We start from the raw sequence: 13,999 nt of genomic DNA on the forward strand, positions 1-13,999 counted from the left end.
GGGCAAAAACACAAAATACATAATCAGGCAGGTAAAAAAAAGCGTCCCGGGGTTTTAAGCCCGGGACGCAACATCTCTGTTTCTAATGTAGGTATAGGATTAGTAAGTAGTAAGCCTATTTCATCCAGAAGATCTTAGCATAAGGAAGATCCTTATCTGCTACTTTAGCGTAGTTCTCACCGTTCAGTGAACGCTCGCTGCCAGGATATGTTAACCTGTAAGCAGGCGTAGGCACAGTAGAAACACCTGGATCCGTTGGGAAGGTGATCTTGGGATAACCGCTTCTTCTCATTTCAGCCCATGCCTGTGCATTCTGCATGATACCGAAGTTCACCCATTTCTGCAGGCCGATCTTGTTCAGGTTATCTTCCTGTACAGAACCATAAGCTACTTTAGGATTAGCCAGCAGCAGTGTGATCTCAGCCGGTGTGGCTGCGGTTTGTTTGGTGCCGTAGTCGCTCAGGTTATGGATCTTGTAATAGTTTGCAATAGACTGCATAATACCTTGCTCGTAGGCAGATTTTGCGCTTCCGCCGCCCATGCCGCTACCCCATCTTTCATAGGCTTCAGCTTTCAGCAACCAGGTTTCAGCAGAAGTGAAGATGATGCCGGGGAACTTGGTATTTTTCACAAAGGTTGTACTATCTATCAGCGAAAGCAGTCTATTACCAATTTCAGTCTGTTGCTGATCAGCAGTCATTGTAGGGATCATACCATGATACTGGCCGGCAGAATTTTTGGTGTACAATATACGTAAACGCGGGTCGCCGGTAGGTTTCAGCAGGGAATCCACCATATAACCGGGAGCATACTGATGACCACTGTTAAAGGAAGAGGTCAGGTCTACCGTAAGGTTAGTACCACCTGTTACAATTTCAGCATTATCTGTATATGCATCGATCATCGGATACAGCGTGGGGTTACCCATAATTTCCTGTACCAGCGCTTTGGAGGCAGCTTCATCTACAGCAGATTTACGCATAGCCAGGCGCAGTAAAAGAGAATTACAGTAACGGCGCCATTTCAGCAGATCGCCTTTAAACAGGATGTCCTGCTTGGCCAGCTTGTTCAGGTAGAACTGCTCCGGCTGAGCATTTGCCAGCCAGTTGCTGATAGCTTTTAAATTCGTGATTGCGCTGTCATATACTGCCCTGCCATCATCAAACGCAGCCAGCTTTAAAGTACCGGTTGCATTCAGACCACCTGCTTCAGTGAACGGGATATCTCCCCAAAGGTCAACCTGCTGGCAAGCCTGGTCATACAGGAAGATCTGGGCTGTTTTAGTGAACAGTAAATAACCTGCCTTATCTGCATCTGTAGAAAGCGCGTCATAGGCTTTTTCTATTTCGCGGTAGCTGGAGATGGGAGCAGTCCAGTTATTATCACTACCTGGTGCGCTATAAAAATCATCCCAGCGGTCCTGCGCATAGGATTCCGGCTGCTCATACATTTTATTGGCAGTTACCACACCCAGGGTTTGGGTATACACGCCCATCTGAACGCCGTTAAATGTCCACAGGCCCCAGTAATCCGGTATAACCCTGCGGTTTTTGAACATGCCTGTATAAAAGGCATCGATGCTGCCGTTGGTGGTTTTTTCAGGGTCCAGGTATTTGCTGTCTATCGTAGACTTTTTACAGGCCCCGATGAAGCCCAGCACTGGCGCCAGCATTATTATTGCAAGAATATTCTTCTTCATGTTTTTAATTTTTTGCTTAGATCAATTAAAAGCTCAGTCTCACGGTTCCACCAATTGTGCGGGAAGCTACTGAAGAGCCGGCGTCCAGACCCTGGCTTATAAAGTTGCTACCGATACCTACTTCAGGATCTACGTTAGGCAGTGTTTTATAGAAGTAGAACAGGTTGCGGCCAAACAGCCCTACCGTTAACGTCTGCATTTTTGCTTTGTTAGCCAGTGCTACCGGGAATGAATAGTTCAGAGACGCTTCACGCAGCTTAACAAAGTTGTTGTCGAACACAGCACTCTGGTAAGAGTTTTTGGTTCTGGCGCCATAGTTACCCCAGCCATAAGTGTACTCATAGTACTGTGCTGCCTGCAGGATCTTGTCATTTTTCTTTCCGGTTTCGTCCACACCGTCTAATATCACACCATCGTGATATACTGTAGTACCTGCAGGAGCAGAACCGCCGTTCAGCAGTGTTCTGTTACCAGCAGCATCTTCGTAATAAGTTAAACCGCCACTGGCTTCATCACGATACTTTAAGGTGCTTTTATACAATCCATCGCCTGTAGCATAATAATTGGTTACAGAAAGGATCTGTCCACCCCAGCGTGAATCCACCAGGAAGTCCAGGGTCCAGTTCTTGTAACGGATCGTGTTACCAATACCGCCGTTCAGCTTAGCCTGTATGTTACCGGCTTTCTTAGGGGCAGAGTTATCTGTTACATAGTAACCATTTGCATCTATGATGTTCTGTCCATCTGCACTTTTCTTGTTCATGTTCACCATGATATCACCTGCAGCTTCGCCTACTTTTGCAACGATGTATGCAGAACCGTTATCCACGTTCATTAACTGAAGCTGGGTAAGGCCGGGCTGTAAGCTTTTCAGCTTATTCCTGTTAAAGCCGACGTTAGCGCGTACATCCCATGTCAGGTTTTTGCTGGATATGGGTGTAGCATATATTGCTGCTTCCAAACCGTAGTTGTTCAGGTCACCTACGTTCTGCCAGATATTTTTTGCGCCGGTCGAAGAAGCCACGTTCAGGTTAATGATCTGGCCCTTAACAATGTTATTATAGTAAGAGATGTCAAAACCTAAGCGGTTTTCAAACATTTTACTTTCCCATCCAATTTCATATTCATGTTTGAACTCCGGTTTCAGACCATTGTTACCATAGTTGCTACCCGGGTACAATGTTGCAGCGCCGTTAGCAGAGCTTCCGGTATAAACGATATTGGCCTGGTAAATGCCCGGAGGGTTGGCAGCCACCCCGTAAGACAGGCGCAGCTTGCTGTAATCCACAAAGTTGGGCATATGCAATGCCTTAGACATTTCAAAGGAAAGGCTTACGCTGGGATAGAAGTAAGAGTTATTACCCGGTGCAAGCACAGAAACCCTTTCATAGCGGCCGGTACCTTCCAGGAACAGGAAGTTGCGGTAGCTTAAGCCAACGATACCGAAGATACCATCCTGTAAATAAGAAGTCCTCTTAGTATCATTCTGTCCGGTAACGGGGTTTTTGGAAGCCTGGATAGTGAACCAGTTCTCCTGCAGCAGGCCACCAGCTGTGCTCATTCCGCTATAACGGCGTTCTTCGCGGCGGGCCTGGTAACCTAAGCTGGCATTTAAGCCAAATTTCGGTGAGAAGTCTTTATTATAGGTCAGCAATAAGTCGCCATAAGCGATGTTATACTGGTTATTGGCAACTGAATATGCGCCGGATTCGGAAACATACAGCGGATATTCTGCATAGTTTTTAGTTTCTGAAGTATAACCGGTGATATCTGTACCCATACGGCCGCGGAATTTCAACCCGGTGGCGATGTCATAGTTCAGTGTAAAGCTGGAAATAAAACGATTGGATTTTTCGTCATAGCTATTACGCTTCTGTTTCCACAGGAAGTCCAGGAAGTCGGTAGCATAGAAAGGATATTTGAATGCTTCCTCAGGGTCACGGCTTGAGTTATCGAGCGTTACGTACTTATAACCTTTGGTGGTCTGATATTTCTTAAGGAAGAAATCCATATCATCAAAGGCGCTGAAGAAACCTGCATAGCTTGCTAATACACGGTTCATCTGCTCCGGACGGTTATGCACGTATTCATTCACATAAGTTACTGTAACGTCGGTGCTTAAGCGGGGAGTTATTTTATAAGAGGTATTCAGGTTAAAGTTATTCTTTTGCTGTTTACCGCCGATCTGTATGCCTTTGTAGTCAATACGGTTATAAGAGAACCGGTAGCTGCCCCTGTCATTTGCATTGGATAATGCGATGTTAGCCTGGGAGCTGTAACCATTTTTGAACAGCTTTTTCCAGTTATCGCTGGTACCAACATATTTGCGGGTAGAGCCATCCACATACACTACATCCCTTCCGTCGAACTTAGGACCAAACTGGGCATCCACATCATAGGGCACTCTTACATCCTCTTTACCATCGCCATTTATATCACCCAGGGGAATCCAGCCATCAGCCGGATAACCGGAGCCAACCTGATTTTTCCTGTCGTAGCCGGGACCATAAGTAGATTGTATATCTGGCAGCACAGCAGCTTGCTCCATACCATAAGAGTAGTTGAAGTCAACGCCCATGCCGGCGCGTCTGTTACCCTGCTTGGTAGTGATCATTACCACACCATTACTACCACTGGAACCATACAGCGCGGTGGCGGCAGAACCTTTCAGAATGTTCACTTCCTTAATGTTATCCGGGTTAATGTCCAGCAAGCTGTTACCACGGATACGGGTATCTCCCCAGTATTTATTGGCGTCGCCGGTATTCACGATATCGTTACGGATAGGTACACCATCCACAACGATCAGTGGCTGACCGTCGCCATTAATAGAGTTTACACCGCGGATCTTAATAATAGCAGCACTGGTGCTACCACCGGGGGCGGTTTGAATGCTTACGCCGGCAGCCTTACCATACATTGCGGATGCAAAGTTGGTAGGGGAAGATTTTACCAGTTCTTCACCGGAAATGTTAGAAACGGCATAGCCCAGCTTACGGCGCTCTTTTTTGATACCCATAGCTGTTACAACCACCTCATTCAGACCCTTGCTATCCGGCGCCAGTCTAATGGCTAAGGAAACACGGCCATTTAAAGGTATTTCCTGTTTTACGTAACCGATGTACGTAAAAACGAGCGTAGCTTCTGTGCTAATGCTCAATTTAAAGGCACCGTTAGCGTCCGTAAGCGTACCAGCCGAACCGGCTTTTTCCTGTACACTCACACCCACGAGCGGGCCACCTTTTTCATCCTGCACGATACCGGCTACAGTTTTCTTTTCCTGTGCATAAACAAAGTTGGCACATAGCAGGAAAAGTACCGCGCATACGAGGAGCGATCTTTTCATTTTACTCTTTTTTAGATTAATTACTATAGTGTTAAAGCGTTAATGTGTGAATTGGCATAGTTATAACCATCCCACCGCAGGGGATAACGAGACTGGCAATAGTTATTCATTATTGTATCATTTGCAGAGTGGCCTGCTATTTACAATCGGTAGTTTAGGTATAAGGAATAAGTATTGCGCACCATTATTAGCGCTGGTTTTCATGGTGTTGTGTCGAATTGTTTCATAGGTTCAATAAGATTTTCATTAGGTTTCAAATAGTAACTCCGCTGTTATGCTGTTTTTACAACCCAAAGCGGCAATTGTTGGTATAGTTGTTCTAGTAAAATGTATTGTAATATAATGTAATATAGATATTTATTTCAAAACAGTAAAAATTATTATAATATTTTTCACGCTGTACATCTCAGGGCTTTTTGTTTTGTCCCCACCCAAAGCATAAATACGTTATCTGTTCCGAAAAAGTTTGTATTACTCTCTTAAAAAAATGAAAACACCCGATATGTTATAAGTATATAGTTTTATACTTATAACATAAATATTTTAATCATTAATCACTGGTTATGTTCCAATCACTTATCAACATCAAACATAGATAATTTTTTTATAATCTGCAAGCTTATCTGATCATTTTCAATAAAATAGTTAAAACAATCGCAGTTTCTGCTAAAATAAAACCAGGGGTTTAGCAAAAAAAAGGCAGGATCATTACAATCCTGCCTTAAGCTTTCTTTAACAAAAATTATGGTTTACGGGTAGAATAACTCACATGCATGTACGCTTTTTACGCAACCGGTTCCACTTCTTTCATAGTGGATTGTCTTACTTCCAGCGTAGGTTGCAATACCAGCTGCTGAGATGTGCTGGAGGCATGATTTAGCTCCTTCATCAATACATTTACTATCTGCCTCCCTATTTCTTCTATAGGTTGTGATACACAGGTTATAGAAGGGCTGTGCAGGCGGAATAGATCATGATCATCAAAACATACCATACCTACGTCTGCGCCTATACGAAGCCCTAATGAACGGATGCTTTCTATACCATAAATGCCCAGGTAGTTGGTGGCAAAAAATACTGCATCTACCTTGCTAGCTTTCAGGTACTTGGTAATTTCCTGGGTATGCCCTACCCGGTCCATTTCAAAAGGCAGGCGTTTTACTACATTCTTGTTATAGGGTAACCCGTGCTTTTTGAAGGCTGCCATAAAACCATCCATACGCTGTTTCATCTGCACCTGGTCAGAGGTGGTGGTGATGATGGCTATTTTCTGGTACCCCTGCTCTATGAGGTGGGTAGTGGCGGCATACGCACCCTGGTAGTTATCCACCACCACGTAATGAGAGTCTACATTTGGTAAGTAACGGTCCATCAGCACTACTGGCTTGCGCACCATTTTCAACAGCTCTATCTCCTTTTCCATGTTCTTGGTGGGCGTAATAATGTAACCATCCACCTGGCGGTATTTTAATACCTCCAGCAGACCGTGGGCCTTTTCAGTGTTATCTTCTGTACTGCCGAATAATACCTTATAACCATGCTTGTCTGCCTCATCCTCCACTACTTTGGCCACATTGGCAAAGAAGTTGTTGGCAATGTCTTCCACAATCAGCCCCAGGGTTTTGGTCTTACCCGTGCGTAACCCTCTGGCTAGCTGGTTAGGCTTGTATTTGAGCTTATTGGCAATCTTCAGGATTTTCTTGCTAACCTGGTCGCTGATCCGTTTTTCCTTGGCTTTTCCGTTCAGTACAAAAGAAACTGTGGTAGGAGACACCCCCGCCTGTTTGGCGATGTCCTTTATAGAAATTCCTTTCATTCGTGATAATAGTTTGTGCTTATGCTTGTAATTCAGGTGTGCCGGAACTTCCTATTGAGCGCAGGTATAAAACGCTCAATCGATTTAGCCCTGTGTAAAATACAAAAATACTTGTCAAAAAAACAATACTCTCTCCAACAGCTAATTTACGGGAAATGATAGTTTTTTAACCAAAAATTAATAAATTGGCATCATTCACAGGAAAACGCCCGCGGGGGGCGGGCAACGCTGACCATTGCCATTAAAAAGACAACACACTACGACCAAACACATTTAAACACAGAACCGGATGAAACCCATCCTTATTAAAGTTGGGGCTTTTGCAGACAACCAGATCACCATTATAGAGCGTAGTGATCCGCATTTTAACACACCTTTCCATTTCCACCCGGAGTGCGAGCTGGTATATGTGACGGAGAGCCATGGAAAAAGAATTGTTGGCGACAGTATTGAAAGTTTTGATGTAGGCGACATGGTTTTCCTGGGGCCTAACATTCCGCACGTATGGTATAATGAGGAGGATTATTACCAGGGCCTTGAATCGCTCAGAGCCCGCTCTGTAGTGATCTATTTTCCAAAAGATATTTTTGGCGATAAGTTCTATGGCCTGCCGGAAACCAAAGCGCTCTCAGAACTGTTCCACCGCGCGCAACGCGGCATGAAGATCACTGGCAATACCCAGGAAACGCTGAAAGAGGAAATACTGGCCCTGCCCAAAAAGGAAGGGCTGGACCGCATTATTTCCCTGCTGCACATCCTGAAAACGCTGTCTGAAACGCGGGACTATTACTTCCTGGCCAGCACCGGCTACTCCCATGCCTTTAATGTAAAGGACAACCACAAGATCGACGAAGTGTTCAAGTACGTAATGAACAATTTCTCCAAGGAAATATCCCTGCAGGATGTAGCGGGTATCACCAACCTTTCCCCGCAGTCGTTCTGCCGCTTTTTTAAGAACCGTACCAAAAAGTCATTTGTACAGTTCCTGAATGAGGTGCGTATCGGTCATGCCTGCAAGCGGCTAACAGAGGAAGACTGGTCTATTGCAGAAATTGCGTACTCCTGCGGATTTAAGAACCTCTCTAACTTTAACCGCTTTTTTAAGGAGATCGTTGGGAAAACGCCAAAGGAGTATAAGCATGAGCTGAGGCTGAAGGAAGCTTAAAGTGGAAAGCGTAAAGCTTAAAGCTTAATGCAGCGAAGGCTTAATGCGGAGAGCATATGCGGAATGTGGAAGGATCTGGAGGCAAAGCGGATGCTGAACGTTGCCTGCAGCTGATGAGGTTTATGCTGGATGCCATTGATGAAGGCTGTGTGCGTAGAACCGAAGCATGCGCGGGCAGGTAAAAGGGGAAGACGTATGCTGGATGCCATTGCTAAAAGCAGTATGCATAGAGCCGAAGCGCAGGTTGTGAAAAGCAGTGTGTGTAGAACCGAAGCATGCACGGGCAGGTGAAAGCGGGAAGCTTACTGCTAAAAGGCTGCCCCTGAAGCAATATGCTAAACACCGAAAACAACTACCGAAGGCATAAAAAAGCTAAAACAGACTAATAAAGCATCGCATACCCCGGCTAAATACTGTACATAACTGCTACTCATTCAGCATTAATCATTTAGCTTTTTGCTTTATGCTTTATGCTTTCCCCTCACGGCAGATTTATTTCTACAATTCAAAACATTGTTCTATTTTCAAGCCCAACGGTAGGTAGAAGACACGCTGTTCACTTTTTCAACCAAATATCTTTGTACCTGTAATCCTGATGTACAGCAACTATTCAGATCAACAGCTACTTAACTTGCTTCGGGCCGATAACGTCGCGGCCTTTAACGCCATCTACGAGCGTTACAGCAAGCCATTGTACCTGTACATCCTTAGCAAGCTGGAAACCGGGGAAATCAGCAAGGATGTGCTGCAGGACCTTTTTGTATCCCTGTGGGAAAAACGTAAACAGCTGCAGATCAGCGAATCACTGAAATCTTACCTGTACCAGAGCGCCCGGCATAAAGTAATTGACATTTACCGCAAGAATACCTCTTACCGGAAATACCTGCAGCAGCTCATAGAACATTTTGATGCACAGCCGGAAAATATTACGGAAGCCGTTGATTATAAAGCCAAAAACCAGGAAATACTGGAAGCCATCAACCACCTGCCCGACCGCATGAAGGAAATATTCATGCTCAGCAGGCTGGAACATCAATCCATAGAACAAATTGCGCAGCGGCTGGGACTATCACAGCAAACCGTGAAGAACCAGATCACTAAAGCATTGAAGATCCTGCGATCACACCAGGATCTGCGATCGTGAAACGATTTTAGATTTTAGATTTACGATCTTAGATTGGAGGGGAGCGATGGATAGGGGGCTGAGAACCAGACGGAAACTTAAAATTGAATGAAAGCAAAGGATACAGGGACTTGAATGCTGATACCGGTACCTGGAAACAAGCAGGGCCGGTTACAGGGCGAAACAGCCCTGACATCAAACAAAACAGGGACAAAACTAACGATTGTAAATACGGAAGTCATTAATTTTAGCTAAATCTAAAATCTGCAATCGTAAATCTAAAATAGTAGTACCTAAGTCTCACTTATACGACTACTGGTAAATCATAAATCCGAAACGGTGGATACAGAACACATAAAACAGATACTGGAGCGCTATACACAGGGACAATGCACGGCCGAAGAATCAGCGATCATTGAAAAATGGTTTGAGGGCGTAAACCGGCATCATACTACCCCCGTGGCTGATGATGACCTGCCCCTGCAGCTGGAGGCCGTGAAGCAAAGCATCCAGGAAAGGATCCAGGCGCCCCGCCGGCAACTGCGTCCGATGTATTATGTGGCTGCCGCTGCCAGCGTATTGCTGCTGGCCGGCGCCTGGCTGTTCACCTACCTGAAACAATCCCGCACCGCTGTACCGGCCGGGTCTTCCATAGCACAAACCACCCCTCCCAAGAGCAGCCGTACTGAAAAAGACGGGTTTATGGAACTGCGCACCGCCAAAGGCGCCACAGAACGTGTAGTGCTGGCAGATGGCAGCACCATCGTGGTAAATGCATCCAGCTATATCCGCTACCCTATACAGTTCACAGGTAACCGCCGCGATGTGTACCTGGAAGAAGGAGAAGCCTTTTTTACTGTAGCATCCAATGAAAAAAGCGCTTTTACCGTACATACCGGCAACCTGCAAACCACTGCGCTGGGCACCTCTTTCAACATCCGCGACTATGCGCATGAGAACCGCATTACGGTGGCGCTGCTCACCGGTAAAGTGAAAATAGATCGCGTGCTTGATAAGAATAAAGAGGGAAATAGTGTTATATTGTTGCCCAATGAGCAGGTGCACTACAATGTGCAGTCCCTGCAACTTGTAAAATCGTCCTTTGAAAAACCGGAAGAGATCACCGGCTGGAAACAGGGCTACCTGGTGTTTAAAGACGCCTCATATACCGAAGTGATCACAGAGATAGAGAACCGCTATGGAGTTACCGTCATCAATCAAAGCGATAAGAAAGAGTGGAAGTATACCGGCTTCTTTAAGGAAGAAAGCCTGCAGGATGTAGTAGAGACCATATGCCTGGCCAAGTCCCTTTCCTATACGATCAGCAATGATACGATAGTACTGAAGAACTAAGGCCCTCCATTAACCATTTGCTTTTATCCCATGACAACGTTTAGATCATACTGCTATATGGTAAGTATGACTGCCGGCCTGTTGTTAACATGGTTGCCGGCAGCGTGCATGGATATACCTATATTAGTCAGCATTCAGGCCCGTAATAAACCGCTGGAAGCCGTGATGGCAGAGATCTCCGCACAAACAGGGCTTAATTTCCACTACGATAAAACAGACCTGAGCCAAAGTCTCAAAAAAAAGATCACCCTGCGCTGTAATAAAATGCCGGTAGAGGAAGTGCTGCAGCTACTGGCCGGCCAAACCGGGTTAAAATTCGTATTGAAAGAAGATAAGATCATCGTAGGCCCGGATCCCGGGCCAGAGGCCCTGAACAGCGTAACCTTAGTGAACGGCCACCTGCCGGAAAAGGAAATACGCGGACGGGTATACGACGCACATGGTGCTCCTCTTTCCGGCGCTACCATCCTGGTAAAGAACAGCACTAAAGGCACACAGGCGGGGGCAGACGGCACATTTACGCTCAGCGCCGCTCCTTCAGAGGTGCTGGTGTTCCGCTCTATTGGTCATTTACAAAAAGAGGTGATCCTGGATAACAGTGATGATGAGATAAATGTAACCCTGCAGGAATCCATTAAAGGGCTGAATGAGTTTGTAGTAGCGGCTTTGGGCATTCCCAAAAGAACCAAAGAGCTTACCTATGCCACGCAGCAGCTCAGTAATGAAGATCTTACCCGTGTAAAAGATGCGAATGTGATCAACAGCCTGTCCGGCAAAATAGCCGGGGTAAATATTTTCCGTAGCGCCTCCGGCATTGGCGGCTCTGCAAGAGTGATCTTAAGAGGTAATAAATCTACCCGGGAAAACCAGCCCCTGTATATTATTGACGGCGTGCCCATGGCCAACTACACCCCTTCGCAGCCCGCCAACATCTGGGGAGAATCCAGCAGCATTGTAGGCAATACCGGCCGTGATGGCGGTGATGGCATTTCTAACCTGAACCCGGATGATATTGAAAGCATCAGCATACTCAAAGGCCCCTCTGCAGCCGCTTTGTATGGCAGCCAGGCCGCCAATGGCGTAATTGTGATCACCACAAAAAAAGGCCGGCCGGGTAAAGGGCATATCAATGTATCATCCGACCTTACCATTGAAACACCCATGCTGCTGCCCAAGCTGCAATACCGCTACGGGCAAACTACACCGCCTTATATTGATGATAAAGGCCAGCCGCAGCCCGGATCTGCAGATAGCTGGGGCGCGCCGGTTACAGCACCCGACCCTGTTAAACCATTCTTTAATAACGGCGTAACTTTTACCAACTCCATTTCTTTCAGCGGTGGCCTGGATAAAGCGCCTTCGTATTTTTCTTATTCCAACACCAGTAACAAAGGCATACTGCCCAACTCCAAACTGGACCGGCATACCTTTAACTACCGCGGCTCCCTGCGCCTGCTGGATAACAAGCTGCTGATAGATGGTAACGTAACCTTTATGCTGCAAAAAGCGCTGAACCGCGCTGCCAGCGGCTTATACTTTAATCCTCTCACAGGTTTATACAACTTTCCACGCGGGCTTGATTTCAGCTCCTATAAGAATTACGAGTATTTTGATGCAGCCCGCGGCCTGCCCTTACAGAACTGGTGGAATATCCGTAATGATAAGGACTGGACCGGCCAGGATGATCAGCAGAACCCTTACTGGCTGCTGTACAGGAGCCTGCGGGAAGAGAACCGCATGCGCAGCCTGGGCTTTTTATCCATGAAATATGTAGTGAATAGCTGGCTTTCCATACAGGCCCGTGGCAGCTTTGACCGCTCCTCAGACCAATACGAGCTGAAAGCCTATGCAGGCACACAAACCGTGCTTTCACCACCCAACGGGCGTTATACGCTGGAAAAAGAGAACAACACCCAGCTGTATGGCGATCTTTTAGTGAGCGCTGTAAAAAAATGGAACAACCGGCTGCAGCTTGCAGCCACCATGGGTTCCAGCATTATGGATGTACGCGCGCACGACCGTACGCTCATCAGCACCAATCCCAATGCCAATCCGGGCTTAAGCGTTGCCAACCATTTTTCCGTAGCAGATATTTCCAGCAATGCGCTGGATGCACAGCAATACATAGAAAAACGGCAGCTGCAGGCCGTGTTTGCCAGCGCCCAGTTAGGTTTTAAGGATTATCTGTTCCTGGACCTTACAGGGCGTAACGATTGGTCCAGCACCTTTGCCTATACACCCATTAGCAGTAAAGGGTACTTTTATTATTCCAGCGGCATTACCGCGCTGCTGAGCGATATGGTAAAGCTGCCTGCGGCTATCAGCTTTGCGAAGCTGCGTATTTCCTATGCAAAAGTGGGTAATGATATTGCGCCCTATGTATCGCGCCCGGCGCGGTTTACCTTACAAACAGTAGCCGGTGTAACGCGCATTGCATTCAACACCCGCTCCCCCTACCCTGGCGTGTACCTGAAACCGGAGGACAACCGTTCCCTGGAAACCGGTGCAGAAGTTCGCCTGCTGGATAACCGCGTAAACCTGGATGTAACCTGGTACAAGAACAATAACTACCAGCAATACATGGAAGTGCCTGCGCCCAGCGGCAGCGGTTACCTGTTCTATTACCTGAACCTGGGCAATATACAGAACACCGGGCTGGAAGCTACCCTAACGCTGGTGCCTGTACGCAGTAAAGAATTCCGCTGGCAATCCGGCTTAAACTACAGCTTTAACCGGAACCGCGTAATAAAGCTAAGCAACAACAGTATACCCGGCGCCGGGCCAGACAACTACTTTATACTAACGGACTTCCTTACCAATATGTACGGCTCTTTTATTAAGGAAGGCGGCGCCTGGGGCGATATTTACAGCAATAAAGAGTTGTATAAAAATGAAAAGGGCCAGTATGTAATTGACGGCGACGGGCACCTGAAAACCAATAAGGATGTGCTGAAGAACATTGGCAATCCCAATCCGCGCTTTACGCTGGGCTGGAACAATACCCTGGATTATAAAGGGCTTACCTTTAGCTTCCTGGTAGATGGTAAGTTTGGCGGCAGGGTAATGAGCATTACCCAGGCCATACAGGATGAATATGGCGTAAGTGAAGCCAGCGCAAAGGCACGGGATAATGGCGGGGTAGCGTTAAATGCCGTGAATGAGGACGGTACGCCCTTTTCCGGTAAGTACGATGCGCAGAAATATTATACCACTATTGGCGGGCGTGCCGGCATTGGCGACCTGTATATGTATAGCGCCACCAACGTACGCCTGCGCGAGGTATCGCTTACCTGGCAGCTACCCATCCGCTCCAAATGGATACGGCAGCTGCAGGCCGGCCTGGTAGGCAGGAACCTTTGTTTTTTTAAGCTGGATGCGCCATTTGACCCGGAAGTATCTATGAGCTCCGGTAATGGCTTACAGGGCATAGATGTATACGGGCAGCCGGCTGTACGCAGCATGGGCCTGAATTTGAGAGTAGGATTTTGAGGAACTGA

Annotated in this window: 7 protein-coding genes; 4 read left to right on the plus strand and 3 right to left on the minus strand. The window is 46.7% G+C overall.

Going from position 1 to position 13,999, the window contains the following annotated elements:
* Positions 1 to 115: 115 nt before the first annotated feature.
* From BMZ54_RS16465 to BMZ54_RS16475, 3 genes are all read right to left on the minus strand, one after another.
* Positions 116 to 1,699: a SusD/RagB family nutrient-binding outer membrane lipoprotein gene (locus BMZ54_RS16465; protein ID WP_089913869.1), complete on the minus strand. Its 1,584-nt coding sequence runs from the start codon at positions 1,697 to 1,699 to the stop codon at positions 116 to 118.
* Positions 1,700 to 1,724: 25 nt separating this feature from the next.
* Positions 1,725 to 5,045: a SusC/RagA family TonB-linked outer membrane protein gene (locus BMZ54_RS16470; RefSeq protein ID WP_089913872.1), complete on the minus strand. Its 3,321-nt coding sequence runs from the start codon at positions 5,043 to 5,045 to the stop codon at positions 1,725 to 1,727.
* A gap of 784 nt (positions 5,046 to 5,829) precedes the next feature.
* On the minus strand, positions 5,830 to 6,861 hold the full coding sequence (locus BMZ54_RS16475; protein ID WP_089913874.1) for a LacI family DNA-binding transcriptional regulator: 1,032 nt from the start codon (positions 6,859 to 6,861) through the stop codon (positions 5,830 to 5,832).
* 289 nt (positions 6,862 to 7,150) lie between these two features.
* Between BMZ54_RS16475 and BMZ54_RS16480 the strand changes: the two genes are divergently transcribed.
* The 4 genes from BMZ54_RS16480 (at position 7,151) to BMZ54_RS16495 (ending at position 13,991) form a co-directional block, all read left to right on the plus strand.
* Complete coding sequence (locus BMZ54_RS16480; protein ID WP_089913877.1) at positions 7,151 to 8,026, plus strand: AraC family transcriptional regulator; 876 nt, start codon at positions 7,151 to 7,153, stop codon at positions 8,024 to 8,026.
* A 631-nt stretch (positions 8,027 to 8,657) separates the two neighbouring features.
* Complete coding sequence (locus BMZ54_RS16485; RefSeq protein ID WP_162277562.1) at positions 8,658 to 9,170, plus strand: RNA polymerase sigma factor; 513 nt, start codon at positions 8,658 to 8,660, stop codon at positions 9,168 to 9,170.
* Positions 9,171 to 9,488: 318 nt separating this feature from the next.
* The gene (locus BMZ54_RS16490; RefSeq protein ID WP_089913883.1) at positions 9,489 to 10,502 is read left to right on the plus strand and encodes a FecR family protein; all 1,014 of its coding nucleotides are present in this window, start codon (positions 9,489 to 9,491) and stop codon (positions 10,500 to 10,502) included.
* Between the two features lie 57 nt (positions 10,503 to 10,559).
* Positions 10,560 to 13,991, plus strand: coding sequence for a SusC/RagA family TonB-linked outer membrane protein (locus tag BMZ54_RS16495; RefSeq protein WP_162277563.1), 3,432 nt, complete (start codon positions 10,560 to 10,562; stop codon positions 13,989 to 13,991).
* Positions 13,992 to 13,999: the final 8 nt, after the last annotated feature.

The sequence above is a fragment of the Chitinophaga rupis genome (assembly GCF_900109685.1).
GTDB classification, from domain to species: domain Bacteria; phylum Bacteroidota; class Bacteroidia; order Chitinophagales; family Chitinophagaceae; genus Chitinophaga; species Chitinophaga rupis.